This window comes from Embleya sp. NPDC059213 (genome assembly GCF_042754445.1).
Classification (GTDB): Bacteria; Actinomycetota; Actinomycetes; order Streptomycetales; family Streptomycetaceae; genus Embleya.
The window spans coordinates 16,821-31,805 of record NZ_JBHZAV010000043.1 but is presented as its reverse complement, the minus strand read 5'-3'; the positions used below and the strand labels follow the sequence as shown (position 1 = coordinate 31,805).

At 71.7% G+C, this 14,985-nt stretch carries 12 protein-coding genes; 4 read left to right on the top strand and 8 right to left on the bottom strand.

All coding sequences use genetic code 11. The features are described from left to right. The first annotated feature begins 251 nt into the window (after nt 1-251). Complete coding sequence (locus tag ACFXMF_RS18230) at nt 252-1,796, top strand: ABC transporter substrate-binding protein (protein WP_379989197.1); 1,545 nt, start codon at nt 252-254, stop codon at nt 1,794-1,796. A 58-nt stretch (nt 1,797-1,854) separates the two neighbouring features. Here ACFXMF_RS18230 and ACFXMF_RS18225 read toward each other — a convergent pair whose 3' ends face one another. After that, entirely contained in the window at nt 1,855-3,372 is a 1,518-nt protein-coding gene (locus tag ACFXMF_RS18225) for a hypothetical protein (RefSeq protein ID WP_379989196.1), read from the bottom strand. A gap of 287 nt (nt 3,373-3,659) precedes the next feature. Here ACFXMF_RS18225 and ACFXMF_RS18220 point away from each other — a divergent pair, with 287 nt between their 5' ends. After that, on the top strand, nt 3,660-4,352 hold the full coding sequence (locus ACFXMF_RS18220; RefSeq protein ID WP_379989195.1) for a bifunctional DNA primase/polymerase: 693 nt from the start codon (nt 3,660-3,662) through the stop codon (nt 4,350-4,352). 93 nt (nt 4,353-4,445) lie between these two features. Here the strand turns inward: ACFXMF_RS18220 and ftsY are convergent, their stop codons facing one another. Continuing rightward, on the bottom strand, nt 4,446-5,630 hold the full coding sequence (gene ftsY, locus ACFXMF_RS18215) for a signal recognition particle-docking protein FtsY (RefSeq protein ID WP_360310653.1): 1,185 nt from the start codon (nt 5,628-5,630) through the stop codon (nt 4,446-4,448). A 201-nt stretch (nt 5,631-5,831) separates the two neighbouring features. Here ftsY and ACFXMF_RS18210 point away from each other — a divergent pair, with 201 nt between their 5' ends. Next, nucleotides 5,832-6,827 (top strand): LLM class flavin-dependent oxidoreductase, encoded by a 996-nt coding sequence (locus tag ACFXMF_RS18210; protein WP_360310655.1) that lies wholly within the window; start codon nt 5,832-5,834, stop codon nt 6,825-6,827. Between the two features lie 82 nt (nt 6,828-6,909). Here the strand turns inward: ACFXMF_RS18210 and smc are convergent, their stop codons facing one another. Both smc and ACFXMF_RS18200 read right to left on the bottom strand, forming a co-directional pair. Continuing rightward, nucleotides 6,910-10,581, bottom strand: coding sequence for a chromosome segregation protein SMC (gene smc, locus ACFXMF_RS18205; protein WP_379989193.1), 3,672 nt, complete (start codon nt 10,579-10,581; stop codon nt 6,910-6,912). A gap of 366 nt (nt 10,582-10,947) precedes the next feature. Next, nucleotides 10,948-11,154 (bottom strand): hypothetical protein, encoded by a 207-nt coding sequence (locus ACFXMF_RS18200; RefSeq protein WP_078975259.1) that lies wholly within the window; start codon nt 11,152-11,154, stop codon nt 10,948-10,950. 352 nt (nt 11,155-11,506) lie between these two features. Here ACFXMF_RS18200 and ACFXMF_RS18195 point away from each other — a divergent pair, with 352 nt between their 5' ends. Continuing rightward, the gene (locus tag ACFXMF_RS18195; protein ID WP_360310659.1) at nt 11,507-12,328 is read left to right on the top strand and encodes a CAP domain-containing protein; all 822 of its coding nucleotides are present in this window, start codon (nt 11,507-11,509) and stop codon (nt 12,326-12,328) included. A 37-nt stretch (nt 12,329-12,365) separates the two neighbouring features. Here ACFXMF_RS18195 and ACFXMF_RS18190 read toward each other — a convergent pair whose 3' ends face one another. From ACFXMF_RS18190 to rpmF, 4 genes are all read right to left on the bottom strand, one after another. Beyond that, nucleotides 12,366-12,965, bottom strand: coding sequence for a hypothetical protein (locus ACFXMF_RS18190; RefSeq protein WP_360310661.1), 600 nt, complete (start codon nt 12,963-12,965; stop codon nt 12,366-12,368). A 26-nt stretch (nt 12,966-12,991) separates the two neighbouring features. Beyond that, the gene (gene mutM / locus ACFXMF_RS18185) at nt 12,992-13,870 is read right to left on the bottom strand and encodes a bifunctional DNA-formamidopyrimidine glycosylase/DNA-(apurinic or apyrimidinic site) lyase (protein WP_360310663.1); all 879 of its coding nucleotides are present in this window, start codon (nt 13,868-13,870) and stop codon (nt 12,992-12,994) included. A 192-nt stretch (nt 13,871-14,062) separates the two neighbouring features. Then, the gene (gene rnc, locus ACFXMF_RS18180; RefSeq protein ID WP_379989192.1) at nt 14,063-14,803 is read right to left on the bottom strand and encodes a ribonuclease III; all 741 of its coding nucleotides are present in this window, start codon (nt 14,801-14,803) and stop codon (nt 14,063-14,065) included. Between the two features lie 8 nt (nt 14,804-14,811). After that, nucleotides 14,812-14,985 (bottom strand): 50S ribosomal protein L32, encoded by a 174-nt coding sequence (gene rpmF, locus ACFXMF_RS18175; RefSeq protein ID WP_026218805.1) that lies wholly within the window; start codon nt 14,983-14,985, stop codon nt 14,812-14,814.

Sequence of the window (14,985 nt, the reverse complement as noted above, 5' to 3'; positions counted from 1 at the left end):
CGCTCCCGGGCAGCCGGGACGCACCCGCGTTCCGACACGATTCAACGACCCTCTGTAACGATGTAACAGATCGGCTCACAGGGCGTGCAACTTACGCCCCTTGGTCCTACGGTGTGCCGCACGCGGTACCGATTCGGCTGTTCCCGCTCCACGCTCATGGCTCCCGGCACCACATGTGTTGTTCCCCGGCGGAGGTGGCAAGAACGTTGTCTGCACGACGCACGACCGCACGTCGCACGACCATCGTCTCGATGATGGTGGTTCTCGGCATCACCGCCACCGCGTGTGGCGGTTCGGACGACTCCGACTCATCGGGCGGCAAACAGTCGACCGTCCAGGGCGAGGCCAAGGCCGGCGGCAGCATGACCATGCTGGCCGTACAGGACTCCGCCTCCCTCGACCCGTTCAAGGCCGCCTCCGTCGCGGTGGCCGACGAACCGCGGCTGGCCGCGCTGTACGACCCGCTCTTTTATATCGACGCGGCGGACAACTCGGTCAAGGCACACCTGGGTGAGGCGCTGACCACCGCGGACAACGGCAAGACCTGGCAGCTCAAGCTGCGCCCGGGGGTCAAGTTCTCCGACGGCACGCCGCTCGACGCGGCGGCGGTCAAGCTCAACTGGGACATGCACGCCAAGGCGGAGACCCAGTCCCAGCACCGCCAGATAGCCGCGGCGCTGACCAGCAAGGTCGTCGACCCGACCACGCTGGAGATCACCCCGCTGGGCATGCCGAACGCCCAACTGGACCGCGCGATCGCCATCGACCTGACCTACATCGCCTCGCCCGCGTCGCTGGCCAAGGGTCCCGACGAGTACCGCAACAAGCCGGTGGGCGCGGGACCGTTCAAGCTGGAGAGCTGGACCCGCGGCAGCCAGCAGGTCTTCGTCAAGAACGAGAACTACTGGCAGAAGGACAAGGGTCTGCCCAAGCTGGACAAGCTGACGATCAAGAACGTGCCGGACGTCAAGCAGCAGTACAACACCGTCAACAGCGGTGGCGCGGACGTCTTCCTGAGCTCCGACAACGCGACCCTCGCGCAGGCGGAGAAGGAGGTCGGCGTCGTCCAGCGCTCGGTCGACGGCGGCCAGATGATCCAGTTCAACATGACCAAGCCGCCGTTCGACGACCTGCGGGCGCGCCAGGCGGTCACCCTGGCCCTGGACCCGGCCGGCATCCCCAAGACGCTGTCCAACGGCTACGTGCCCGCGAAGGGCTACTTCGCCCAGAAGTCGCCGTTCTTCGACCCGGCCAACGTGCAGGCGAACCCGGACAAGGCCAAGGCCAAGCAGCTCTTCGACGAGCTGGAGCGCGAGGGCAAGAAGGTCGAGTTCACCTACCTCCTGCCGCAGAACCCCTCCTCGGTCAAGGTCGCCGAGTGGATGCAGACCCAGCTCGCCGAGTACAAGAACGTCTCGATGAAGCTGGAGCCGCTGGAGATCGGGGCGTACATCGAGAAGTACGCGCTGCGCAAGGACTTCCAGGCGATGCTCTTCCAGCAGTGGCTGGTCGACCCCGAGCCGCTGGCCTTCAACAACTGGTTCTCCAAGAGCCCGACCAACTTCGTCGGCTGGATCAACCCGGCCGTGGACGGCGCGCTGGTGGCCGGCCGCAGCTCGACCGACCCGGCGGCCCGCAAGAAGGCCTACTCGGACCTGCAGAAGGCGATGGTCGCCGAGCTGCCGCTGTGGACGTACGCCGAATCCTCGATCGGCGTGATATTCAACAAGAAGGTCACCGGCGTCGTGCAGTACAACACCGGCGTGTTCTTCATGGACCGGATCGGGCTGAAGTAGCCCACCGGCAACACCGTTCGGCCCCCGTCCGCCACGCGCGGGCGGGGGCCGACGCGCGTCACGCGGTCGGGAACGGCGCCTCGGGCAGCTCCCGGGCCACCCGGGCGGCCAGTTCGGCCACCGCCGGATCGGCCGGGAACCGCCCGGCCAACGCCTCCACGGTGCGCCGCAGTCGCACGATCAGCCGCTCCGAACGCACCCGGAAGGCGATCTCCAGGGCCGCCGTGGCCTGTTCCACCGCACCCGCCGCGTCGTGCTCGATCAGGTACACCGTGGCCAGGCCCACCTGCGCGAGCGCGAGGCTGCGCACGAACTCGCCGGTGCCCAGCAACAATCGCACGGTCTCGCCCAGTCGCTCCTTCGCCGGCGCCACGAACGCCGGTCGGGTATAGGCGAGATCGCGATAGGCGTGGCCGCTCTCGGAGAGCAGCTCGGCCCGATTGAAATAGCGGATCCAATCCGGTTCGGCCTGCGGCCGACTGTCCGCCAACGCCTGTTCGGCCAGTCCCAGTGCGCGTCGACATCGCTCCGCGTCGCCCAGCGCGGCGTAGGCACGGCCCTCCAGCGCGTACAACATCGCCTGGAGCCCGGCCCCACCGGTGTCCCGGCTGCCGTACTGGGCCAGGTGGATCAACTCCAGCGCGTCCTCGCCCAACTCGTAGTGGATCATCTGCCGGGACATCACCCCGAGCACATTGGCTCCGAACGGCGCGTCGTCGCACTCCTTCGCCGCGTGCAGGGCGAGCACCATGTACTTCTGCGCGCCCGGTTGCAGGCCGGTGTCGTAGGACATCCACCCGGCCAGCAGCGCCAGTTCGGCGGTCAGCCCGAGCAGTCGGGCCCGCACGGCGGGTGGGTGCTCGTCGCGCAACAGGTCGGTGAGCGCGTTGAGTTGCCCGATCACCGCCTTGCGCCGCAGCCCGCCACCGCCCTGCATGTCCCAGCGCCGGAACAGCCGGACCGACTCGCGCAGATGCTCGGTCGCGGACGCCGGCAACCGCGGCCGGCGCATGCCGGAGTCGGCAACGGCACCCGCGCCGGCACCCGGTACGACCGACGCGGGCGGCGGGGCCGGCGTCGCGGGCAACGCCGCGGACCAGCGCTGGAGCGGCTCGACCAGGTCGCGGCCCGCCGCCAGCCGCAGCGACGGCCCGACGAACTCCTGTCGGCCGAGCAGCAGATCACCCCGGGTGTATTCGCCGAGGATCTCGACCACCGTCTCGAACGTCCAGGGCAGGTCCACGCCGAAGTCGCCGTGCGGCTCGTCCGGTTCGCGCAGGCCCAGTTCGTCGATGCTGACCACCCGACCGAACCGTCGGGTGAACAACTCGGCCAGGATCTGCGGTATCGGCTCGCGCGGCTGCTCACCGTCCAGCCAGCGGCGCACCCGGGAGGTGTCGGTGCTCACATGCGGGGCCGACATCGCCCGTGCGTGCCGGTTCACCTGCCGGGCCAACTCGCCCTTGGACCAGCCGCTGCGCGCGAACCACGCGGACAGCCGGTCGTTGGGCTGTCGCCCGTGCTCCGGCTCGTGCTCGTCCGCGGAGCCGCCGTCCCGCGCTCGCGTCGTCGCCACCGCATCGCCCCCATGCCCTCAGCGGTCCGGCCGGTCAGGCGTCGGGCCCCGATGGGAACCGTACGCGCAGGCCCGTTCGCCGAACGTATTCCGACTCACCCGCAGGCATCGGTCGATGCGGCAAACGCCAGGCTTCGCCACCCCACGCGCCCGGGACGCGCTACGGGGGAGGCCGCGTTTGACTGATCGGCGACACAGTGCCGACGACGGCTGCCGGTCCCGTTCATATCGTGCGAACCCCGCACCCGTCGAGATGACCCGATGCGGTCACAGCGTAACCAAAAGTAATGAGTGCCGTTGGGGAGGACATGGACATCATGCTCGGATCGCGCCGGCGTACGCGGGCCGCACTGTGGCAGGCGGTGGCCGAGTTCGCGGAGGAACGCGGCTGGCCCGTGGCCCAGGGCGCGCACCTGGTACGCGACGGACGCGGCACCCACTGCTCGTGCGGCCATGTCACGTGTGCCGCGCCGGGCATGCACCCGGCGGACCCACGCTGGTCGGAGCGGGCCACCGCGTCGCCGGCCGCGGTGCGCTACCTGTGGTCGCAATGGCCGGACAGCACCGTCGTGGTGCCCACCGGTCGAGTCTTCGACGCGATCAGCGTGCCGCGGCAGGCGGGCACCCGGGCGCTGGTCCGGCTGGAGCGGATGGGCACGCCGCTGGGGCCGGTACTGGCCACGCCGACCGGGCGGGTCGCGTTCCTGGTCGCCCCCGGCGCGGCGGCCGAACTGCCGCACCTGCTCTACCAGATGGGCTGGGACGACGCCGAGTTGGACCTGCGCTGCCACGGCGAGGGCGACTACGTGTTCGCGCCGCCGTCGCCGATGGGCGTGCTCGGCCCGGTGGAGTGGATCCGCCCGCCCGACAACGGCGACCCGGCGCTCCCGGAGGCCCGCCTGCTCCTGGGCACCCTGGCCTACGCGTGCCACCGCAGGGACGCCTCGCCCAGTGGCCGGGGGCTGTGGCTGGCCTCCTGAGCGGGCGCGAAGAGCACGATCGACGAAACGACCGCGAGCAGCACAACGCCGGACGGGCCGACTCGGCCCGTCCGGCGTTCGTGTGCCACCCGGTCAGTCCCCGATCAGCGCGTCCACGAACGCGGACGGCTCGAACGGCGCCAGGTCGTCCGGACCCTCGCCGAGGCCGATCAGCTTGACCGGCACGCCCAGCTCGCGCTGCACCGAGACCACGATGCCGCCCTTGGCGGTGCCGTCGAGCTTGGTCAGCACGATGCCGGTGATGTCCACCACCTCGGCGAACACCCGGGCCTGGACCAGGCCGTTCTGACCGGTGGTGGCGTCGAGCACCAGCAGCACCTCGTCGACCGGGCCGTGCTTCTCCACCACCCGCTTGACCTTGCCCAGCTCGTCCATCAGGCCGGTCTTGGTGTGCAGTCGGCCGGCGGTGTCCACGAGCACCGTGTCCACGCCCTCGGCGATGCCCTCCTTGACCGCGTCGAACGCCACACTGGCCGGGTCGCCCGCCTCCGGGCCGCGCACCGTGCGGGCGCCGACCCGCTCGCCCCACGTCTGCAACTGGTCGGCGGCGGCGGCGCGGAAGGTGTCCGCCGCGCCCAGCACCACGCTGCGGCCGTCGGCGACCAGCACCCGGGCGAGTTTGCCGGTCGTGGTGGTCTTGCCGGTGCCGTTGACGCCGACCACGAGCACCACGGCCGGCCGATCGCCGGCCTCGCCGCCGGTGTGCCGGGCGGTCTTGAGCGTGCGGTCCAGGTCGGGGCCGAGCAGGGTGAGCAGTTCCTCGTGCAGCAACGCGCGCAGATCGGCGGGAGTGCGGGTGCCCAGCACCTTGACCCGGGTCCGCAGGCGGTCGACCAGTTCCTGGGTGGGCGCGACGCCGACGTCGGCGGTCAGCAGGGTGTCCTCGATCTCCTCCCAGGTGTCCTCGTCCAGGTGCTCGCGCGCGAGCAGTGCCAACAGGCCCTTGCCGAACGTGGTCTGCGAGCGGGCCAGCCGGGCGCGCAGCCGGACCAGCCGCCCGGCCGTGGGCTCGGGAACCTCCAACAGGGCGGGTTCCGGCTCGGCCGGCACGACGACCGAGGTTTCCGGCAGATCGACCGTGTCGATGGTGCGCCGGGGCGCTTCGACGGTCGGGGCGGCCTCGTCGCCGACACCCGGCTCGACCGGTGTGCGCGGCGGCGCCGGCGGCACGCCCTTGCGGCGCGAGCCGACCACGAACCAGCCGGCGGCGCCGAGGACAACGAGGGCAATGACGACGATCAGGATCACAGTCTCCATAGGACCTCCAGTCTCCCAGACGGTTCGGCGACCGCCCGCGACCGGCCGTTCCCGGCGGGTCCGGGGCCGGCCGCACGCCCCCGACCGGGAGACCGTTGAATCCTGACACTGCGTCAGATAGCTTGCCCTTGCCAAGCACCGTCCGGCGGACGACACGTGACCGAGACGGCTTCGGCTCGACCCGGAAGGTGTTCACGCTCCATGGCTGTCACGAATCTGCGGTTCAACCAGGTCCTCCCCGGTCTCGACCGGCAGGAGATGTCCGCGCGCTACCGGGCCACCGTCGAGATGGCGGCCTTCGCGGACAAGAACGGGTTCGACATGATCAGCCTGGAGGAGCACCACGGCGCGGACAACGCGTGGAGCCCCTCCCCGCTGAGCACCGCAGGCGCGATCTTCGGCGCCACCGAGCGCATCGGCGTGATCGTCTGCGCGCTGCTCGCCCCCCTGTACGACCCGATCCGGCTCGCCGAGGACCTCGCCGTCCTGGACAACATCAGCGGCGGCCGACTGTCCATCGTCGCGGGCCTGGGCTACCGGCCCGAGGAGTACGCGGCCCTCGGCAAGGACTGGAAGCGGCGCGGGAAGATCCAGGACGAGGTGCTGGAGACGCTGCTCAAGGCGTGGACCGGCGAGCCGTTCGAGTACCGCGGCAGCACCGTCCGGGTCACCCCGAAGCCGTTCAGCGACCCGCACCCGATGGTCATGGTCGGCGGCACCGCCAAGGCGTCCGTACGCCGCGCGGTGCGCCTGCGACTGCCGTTCTACGCCGCGGCGCCGATCCCGGAGCTGGAGCAGTACTACTACGAGCTCGCGGCCGAGGAAGGCTTCGAGGGCGGCTTCGCGATCCTGCCGCCGGTCACCACCCGGATGATCTTCTGCACCGAGGACCCGGACAAGGCGTGGGCCGAGTACGGCGAGTACTTCCTGCACGAGGCCACCACGTACGCGGGCTGGCAGACCCCCGACATCGCGTCGGTGGTCGAGTCCGCGGCCACCACGGTCGACGCGCTGCGCGAGGAGGGCATCTACTGCTGCCTCACCCCCGACGAGTGCGTCGAGATCGGCCAGGCGGGCGGCCTGACCGACGCGCTGATCCTGCACCCGCTGGTCGGCGGCCTGCCGATCGACGCGGGCTGGGCCAGCCTGCAGTTGTTCAACGACAAGGTCATGCCGCGCAACGTGCCGGCCGAGTGACCCGGCCGGCCCGCTGACGCACGGCCCGCGAGCAGCGGCGGTCACACCCTCGACTCGACCGGGGTGTGGCCGCCGTTCGCGTTCACCCGCCCGCGGCCACCCCGCTCATCGGCTCGGCGTGCTCGGACGCGACCCGCCGATCCTCCTGACGCAGCCGCTGACTGATCACCGTGGTGACCCCGTCGCCGCGCATCGAGACGCCGTACAGCGCGTCGGCCACCTCCATCGTGCGCTTTTGGTGGGTGATCACGATGAGCTGCGAGCTCTCCCGCAGTTCCGCGAAGATCCCGATCAGCCGCTGGAGGTTCATGTCGTCCAGCGCCGCCTCGACCTCGTCCATCACGTAGAACGGACTGGGTCGGGCCTTGAAGATCGCCACCAGCAGGGCCACCGCGGTCAGCGAGCGCTCGCCGCCGGAGAGCAGCGACAGCCGCTTGACCTTCTTGCCCGGCGGCCGGGCCTCCACCTCGATGCCGGTGGTGAGCATGTCGTCCGGGTCGGTCAGGATCAGCCGACCCTCGCCGCCCGGGAACAGCCGTGCGAACACGCCCACGAACTCGCGCGCGGTGTCGTGGAAGGCCGCCGTGAAGACCTGTTCGACCCGCGCGTCCACCTCCTTGACCACGGTCATCAGATCCCGGCGGGTGTTCTTCAGGTCCTCCAACTGCTCGGTGAGGAAGTTGTGCCGCTCCTCCAAGGCGGCGAACTCCTCCAACGCCAGCGGATTCACCTTGCCCAGTTGCACGTGCGCCTTCTCCGCCGCGCGCAGCCGCTTCTCCTGCTCGGCCCGGACGTAGGGCCGCGGCAGCGCCTCGGGCGCATCCGGGGCACGCTCCTCGCCCTCGGCCGGCGGCGACGGCGGGACAAGTTGGTCCGGGCCGTACTCGGCCAGCAGGCCCTCGGCCTCGATCCCGTGTTCCTCCAGGGACTTGGCCTCCAACTGCTCGACCCGCAGTCGCTTTTCCGCGCGCAACATCTCGTCCCGGTGCACCGAGTCGGTCAACTTCTCCAACTCCGCGGCGAAGCCGCGGGACCGGCCGCGCTCACGGGCCAGTTCGGCCTCGTGTGCGGCCCGGGCTCCCTCCGCCGCATCGCGTTCGGCCCCGGCCCGGACCGACGACGCCTCGACGAAGCGCAGCAGCACCTCGGTGCCCGCGAGCACCGCGCCCGCGATCCGCGCCTCCACCGCCATCCGCTCGCGTCGCCGGGCCGCGCTCGCCCGCGCCTCGCGCTCGACCCGCGCACCCCGGTCGAGCGCGTCGGCCCGACCGACCAGCGACCGGACCCGCTCCTCGTGCGTACGCACCGCCAGGCGCGCCTCCATCTCGGCCTGCCGGGCGGCACTCGCGGCGCCCGCGAGCCGGTCCCGCTCGGCGGTGTCCGGCTCCTCGTCGCCCTCGGCCGCGTTGTACTCCCGCGCCGCCGCCAACCGGGCGTCGAGTTCCTCGGCCTTGAGCTCCTCCTGAGCGCGCGCCGCCTCGGCCGCGGCCACCGCGCCCGCCAACCGCTCGGCCTCGCCCGCCGCCGCCCGGGCCTGCCCGCCGAGCCGGCCCAACTGCCGAGCCGCCGCGGCCGCCTGGTGCTCCGCCTCGCGCCGCCGCGCGGTGATCCGCTCGACCTCGGCCGCCGCCTCCCGCCGGGTCGCCAGCGCACCGGCCAGCGCCTCGGCCGACCGCGCGCACCGCTCGCCCAAAACCTTCGCCCGCTCGGTCGCCTCGTCCACCGCCGCCTGCACCTCCAGCAGACTCGGCGCACTCGCCGACCCGCCGTGCGCGAAGCCCTCGCCGACCAGATCGCCGTCCCGGGTGACCGCGCGCACCCCGGGCAACGCCTGGACCAACTCGGCGGCGGCGGCCAGATCCTCGACCACCGCGACCCGATCGAGCAGCGGATCCACCGCGCCGCGCAACCGGGGCGGTACGGACACCAGGCGCGTCGCGTAGACCGCGCCCGCCGGCAACTCCGGCCACGCCGCCGGCCCACCGGCCGTCGGCCCGTCCGCCTCGACCCCGCCGAGCAGCAGCGCGGCGCGACCCGCGTCGTCCTCGCGCAACAGCCGCAACGCGTCCACGGCCGGCCGCACACCGGTCACCGCGACCGCGTCCGAGGCCGCGCCCAGCGCCGCCGCGATCGCCTGCTCGGCCCCGTGCTCGACGGTGAGCAGCGCGGCCACCGTGCCCAGCACGCCGGACAGCCGATCCCCCGCGGCCAGCAGCGCGCCGGTGCCGTCCTTGCGCCGGAGCGCCGGCTCCAGCGCCTCCTTGCGCGCGAGCACCGCCGACCGCTCCCGCTCGGCCTCCTGCTCCGCGTCGCGGGCGAGCACGAGCGCCTCCTCGGCCTCGGCCAGCACCTCCCGGGCCGCGGCCAACCGGGCCTCGATCGCGGCGAGTCCCCCGCCGCCGTCCGGGGCCGTGCCGTCCTCGGGCGGCCCGCCCTCGACACCCAGCCGAAGCTGCTCGTACTCCTCCTGCGCGGCGACCGCCCGTTGCACCGCCTCGTCCCGCGCGCCGACCAGGCGACCGATCTCGGCCTCCGCCGCGGCCACCCGACTGCGCGCGGCGCCGACCCCGCCGACCAGCCGGGCCAATCCCTCGCGGCGATCCGCCAACGCCCGGGCGACCTCCCTGAGCCGGCGTTCCTCCTCGACCAGGGCACCTTCGAGTTCGGCCCGCCGCTCCACCGTCTCGGCCAGTTCGACCTGCGCCGATTCGAGTGCGGCGGCGAGTTCGGCCTCCTGCTCGCGGATCCGCTCCGCCTCGCGCTCCATCTCCTGCGGGTCGCGTCCGCGCCGCTCGTCGGCGGGCGGCGAGCTCGCGTGCCGGACCCGCTGCCGGGCCAGCCCCGCCGTGCCGCGCACCCGTTCGGCCTGCGCGGACAGCGCGTACCAGGTCTCCTGCGCCCGGGCCAGCCGCGGCGCCATCGCCCGCACCTGGGCCTCCAGTTGCGCCTCCCGCGCCTGGACCACCGCGAGTTCGCGCTCCACCGCGGTGCGCCGCTCGCGCAGCGCGGCCTCGTCCGCGACCTCCTCGGCCAGCGCGCACCGCAGCCGTACCAGGTCGTCGGCGAGCAACCGCAGCCGCGCGTCCCGCAGGTCGGCCTGGATCGCCGCCGCCCGGCGGGCCACCTGGGCCTGACGCCCGAGCGGCTTGAGCTGCCGGCGCAATTCGTTGGTCAGGTCCTGCACCCGGGTCACGTTGGCCTGCATCGCGTCCAGCTTCCGCAGCGCCTTCTCCTTGCGCTTGCGGTGCTTGAGGACACCCGCGGCCTCCTCGATGAACGCGCGTCGACCGGCGGGATCGGCCTGCAACACCGAGTCGAGTCGCCCCTGGCCGACGATCACGTGCATCTCCCGACCGATGCCGGAGTCGGAGAGCAGTTCCTGGATGTCCAGCAGCCGGCAGGTGCTGCCGTTGATCTCGTACTCGGAGCCGCCGTTGCGGAACATCCGCCGGGCGATGGTGACTTCGGAGTAGTCGATGGGCAGCGCGCCGTCGGTGTTGTCGATGGTCAGGCTGACCTCGGCGCGCCCGAGCGGCGGTCGGCCCGAGGTGCCGGCGAAGATGACGTCCTCCATCTTGCCGCCGCGCAGTGTCTTGGCACCCTGCTCGCCCATCACCCACGACAGCGCGTCGACCACGTTCGACTTGCCGGAGCCGTTGGGTCCGACCACACAGGTGATTCCCGGCTCGAAGCGCAGCGTCGTCGCCGACGCGAAGGACTTGAAGCCACGCAGGGTCAGACTCTTCAGGTGCACGCGACGAAAGGGTAGTCGGCACGACCCGGACGATTCGCCCGCTCGGTCCGTCCGAGGGCGTGTCGAGCGCCACGGATGGGGGTATCAACCGCTGGAAGCGAGCGGGTGGGCACAAGGGGGCAGGGCGGGGACGGCAGCAGGGGAATCGAAGTACCGGGTGCGCGGATCACGGCGCGCGCCACACGGGTCGCGCGGGATCGGGACCACGGGTCGCAACCACGGAGCCGGACGCAGGAGCCGGAGACCAGCCGGGAGCAACACCCGGCCACCAACCGGATGACATCCCGGGTAACGGGCGGAACACGACCGTGGCCGGAAACGACAAAGGGACGCCTGAAGGCGTCCCTGGTTATCGCTTGCGCGGACCTACGCTCGCGAAAGCGCGGGTTCTGCCGCGGAGACGTCGAAGCCGGCAAGCAGCTCGTCCGAAGCGGCGGCGTTGAGCGCGTCGTTACGCTCCTGGGCACGGACAAGTTCCGTTTCCAGGTCACGAACACGCTGCTGGAGCCGTCGATTCTCGGCGAGCAGTCGGGGATCGGGGCCGCCGACGTAACCGAGAAGCGCCTTCGCCATGAGAGGGTCCTCCACGCTGAAAATGAATGACCACGCAGATTCGCGGGTCTAAATGTGGCACCCGGCCGCAAGGCTCCTGATAGGGTGCGCGGGCTTCCAGCGTCGCACCAAAATCGCAGGAGGTCAATATCATAACGGCACGATAACGAGACCTTCACCCGATCAAACGCGGTTCGACCGCGGACTGGGGTGACGGCTGTCGTGCTGGGTGTACGAGATCATCTTTCGACCTCCCCAGTCAAGAAGATTCCGGTTGTCCGTCAACTCTGGTCGGCTGTGCCCTAGAGTCACTCCGGCATGTCACCCGTTCGGGTGAGTGAATATCCCCTGCCGGAAGGTGACGCAACCCTCCATGGCTCGGCACAGTCGTACCTCGGCCTCGGCCCACCCGCATCGACGACGCGCGAAGTCGCGCCGCCGCCGTCTGGCTCCGTTGATCGCCCTGTTGGCCCTGCTCGCGGTCGGTGGCACAGTGGCCGGCCTGGTCGTCTCGAACCGGGCGGGCGAGTCCTCCGCCAATCGGGTGGCGGGCGCCGAAGGACCCCTTCCGGGGCATGCCCTCGACGGTTCCGCCGCACCGGGCGCCGTCGGCGCCGACCGCACCGGCGACGAGGCGTCCCGCAGTCTGCTCCCGGGCGCGGCGACCAGCGGCCGGACCGCGCTGCCCACGGGGAGCACCGCGCCCACCACGAGCACGACGCCCGGTGCGCCGACCACCGGCGCGACCGGCGTCCCGAGCCGGACCGCGACGCCGAGCAAGCCCGCCGGCACCCCGAGCACGAGCGCGTCGAACCCGCCGAGCGGCCCCGAGGACAGGGTGCTCGCGGTGGTCAACGAGGAGCGCGCGACCGCCGGCTGCGGCCCGGTCAAGAACGACGCCAAGCTGGTCGCCCTGGCCCGCGCACACAGCGCGGACATGGCCGCCCGCGACTACTTCGACCACAACACCCCCGAGGGCCTGACCCCGTGGGACCGCGCCGAGAAGGCCGGCGTGACCTACCTGGGCGCGGAGAACATCGCCCGCGGCCAAAAGACCGCCGACGCGGTGATGCGGGCCTGGATGAACAGCCCCGGCCACCGCCGCAACATCCTCGACTGCAGCCTGACCAAGATCGGCGTCGGCATCAAGGAGGGCGGCAACGGCCCTTGGTGGACCCAGGAGTTCGGCCGCTGACCCCGGGCGTTTCCGGCAGACGGCGCGGGCCCGTTCCTCAGCGCGGCCCGACGCCGAGCCGATCCGCCAGCAGACCGAACACGTACAGCCCGGATTCGCCCTGGTTGCGGGCCAGCACCAGGTCGACCGCCTCCGCCGCCGCCGTGCGACCCGCCGCCCGTGCCCAGCGCACCGCCGCGTCGACCACCTTCGGCCGGGCCCGGTCCAGCACCTCGCCCACCTCGTCGCGCAGTTGGGCGTAGCGTTCCGGTCGCCGCAGCTCGCCGCCGTCGAAGACCTCCGTCCCGGTGCGCGCCGCCTCCAGTTCGAGCCGGCCCATCGCCAGGTGCGCCGCCGCCTCCCCGGGATTGAGCCACGCCTCCCAGGCGCCCTCCTCGCTCACCCCCTGGACGTGCGCGACGTGCGTCTCGAAGACCCAGCACACCAGCACCGGCGAGTCCGCCTTCGCGGCCAGCGCCTCCAGCCACGGCCGCTCGAACGCGAACGGGTCGTCCCCGTGCCGCACATGCGTCGTGGTCCAGCCGTCCGGCGACTCCCACATCGTCCGGGCCGGGTGCGCCGCCGTGTCCACGTGCGGCGCGTATTCGGACAACGGCCGCGCCCCGCGCACGACGACGATGTCCCCGTTGAATCCCATGACACGCGCTCCCTGGATTGCGGTGCCTACGCCCCGGCCGTCGGCTTGCGTGGCGTGCGCTGACAGACCGGACAGAAGTAACTGCTGCGATTCATGAACGAGATCCGTCGGATCGGCGTCGCGCACCGGTTGCACGGCTCACCCTCGCGGCCGTAGGCGTCCAGGGCGCGGGAGAAGTAGCCGCTCTCGCCGTTCACGTTGACGTACAGGCTGTCGAAGGAGGTGCCGCCCGCGGCCAGCGCGTCGGTCATCACGTCCCGCGCGGACGCGAGCAGCAACGTGGTCTGCGCGAGGGTGAGGTTGCCGGTCTGCCGGGCACCGTGCAGCCGGGCCCGCCACAGCGCCTCGTCGGCGTAGATGTTGCCGATCCCGCTGACCAGGGACTGGTCCAACAGGGCCCGTTTGATCTCGGTGTTGCGCCGGCGCAGCGCCGCGTGGAAGAGCGCGTCGTCGAACAGCGGGTCCAACGGATCGCGGGCGATGTGCGCCATCGAGGGCGGCAGTTCGGCGCCGCCGCGCTCGACCGCGAGCCCGCCGAACGTGCGTTGGTCGACGAAGCGCAGCTCGCGCCCGCCGTCGGTGAAGGTGAACCGCACGTGCAGGTGCTTCTCCCGGGGCGCCTCGGGCGGTTGCACCAGCAGTTGGCCGCTCATGCCCAGGTGCGCGAGCAGCGCGTCCTCGGGGTCCTCGGCCTCGGGCGCCACCAGCGGCAACCACAGATACTTCCCGCGCCGTCGGGCGGCGTGCACCCGGGCGCCGACCAGCACGTCGGCGAAGTCCACCAGGCCCGCCGAATGGCGCCGCACGGCACGCTCGTGGGTGACCTCGACGTGCGCGATGGTGCGACCCACCACCCACTTCTCCAGTCCGCGACGGACGACCTCGACCTCGGGCAGTTCGGGCACCTTGCACTCCCCCTGGGGACGGCACAACCGGAGACGACACGACGGGAGACGGCCTCGACCCGCGACGCGAGAAACGTCGGCGGGCCGGTACCGGGAATGCGAAAATGCCTGCCGGTAGGTGAGGTCGTGCCGGGCGACCGTGAGGTCGGTGACCGGTTCGAACTTACCTATCGGCAGGCATTGGCTCGGAGACTACGCGGTGGCCGGCTGCGTGCCGGAACCGTCTCCGTACTTGGCCCGGATCGAGTGCCAAGCGCTTTCGGCGGCCTGCTGCTCCGCCTCCTTCTTGCTCCGCCCGACACCGGTGCCGTAATCGACACCCGCGACCCGGGCGAGGGCGGTGAAGGTCTTCTCGTGGTCGGGACCGGTCTCGGAGACCACGTATTCGGGCACTCCGATTCCCGCCGCGGCGGTCTGCTCCTGGAGACTGGTCTTCCAGTCCAGGCCCGCGCCGAGATTCGCCGACTGCTCGATCAGTGGATCGAACAACCGGTGGATCAGTTCGGTCGCCGCGTCGAGACCCTGGTCCAGGTACACCGCACCGAGGATGGCTTCGAGGGTGTCCGCGAGGATCGAGGACTTGTCTCGCCCACCCGTGCCCACTTCACCTCGGCCGAGCCGGATGAAGGCGCCCAGGTCGAGTCGCCGACTGACGCCCGCCAGGGCGCGCGAGTTGACGACGGCGGCCCGCAGTTTCGCGAGCTGACCCTCGGGCAGGTCGGGGTGCCTGCGGTACAGCGTGTCGGTGACGACGAGACCGAGCACCGAGTCGCCCAGGAATTCCAGGCGCTCGTTGGTCGGGAGCCCGCCGTGCTCGTACGCGTACGAGCGATGGGTGAGGGCGCGTTCCAGAAGGGCGGCATCGAGCGACCAGCCCAGCCGCCCTTCCAGATCCGCGTATTGCGCGAGTGATTCCGTCACCGGAACGACCACCGGCCTGATCAGACGTCGAGGACCTGGCGGCGGTTGTAGGTGCCGCAGCTCGGGCACGCGATGTGCGACAGCTTCGGCTCACGGCAGCGCTCGCAGGTCACCAGGTTGGCGGCAGTGGCCTTCCACTGGCTCCGGCGGTGCCGGGTGTTGCTGCGCGACATCTTCCGCTTCGGAACAGCCAC

Coding starts and splice junctions, on each gene's coding strand:
- ACFXMF_RS18230 (WP_379989197.1), top strand. CDS start 252: ATGATGGTGGTTCTCGGCATCACCGCCACCGCGTGTGGCGGTTCGGAC.
- ACFXMF_RS18220 (WP_379989195.1), top strand. CDS start 3,660: ATGAGTGCCGTTGGGGAGGACATGGACATCATGCTCGGATCGCGCCGG.
- ftsY (WP_360310653.1), bottom strand. CDS start 5,630: ATGGAGACTGTGATCCTGATCGTCGTCATTGCCCTCGTTGTCCTCGGC.
- ACFXMF_RS18210 (WP_360310655.1), top strand. CDS start 5,832: ATGGCTGTCACGAATCTGCGGTTCAACCAGGTCCTCCCCGGTCTCGAC.
- ACFXMF_RS18200 (WP_078975259.1), bottom strand. CDS start 11,154: ATGGCGAAGGCGCTTCTCGGTTACGTCGGCGGCCCCGATCCCCGACTG.
- ACFXMF_RS18195 (WP_360310659.1), top strand. CDS start 11,507: ATGGCTCGGCACAGTCGTACCTCGGCCTCGGCCCACCCGCATCGACGA.
- ACFXMF_RS18190 (WP_360310661.1), bottom strand. CDS start 12,965: ATGGGATTCAACGGGGACATCGTCGTCGTGCGCGGGGCGCGGCCGTTG.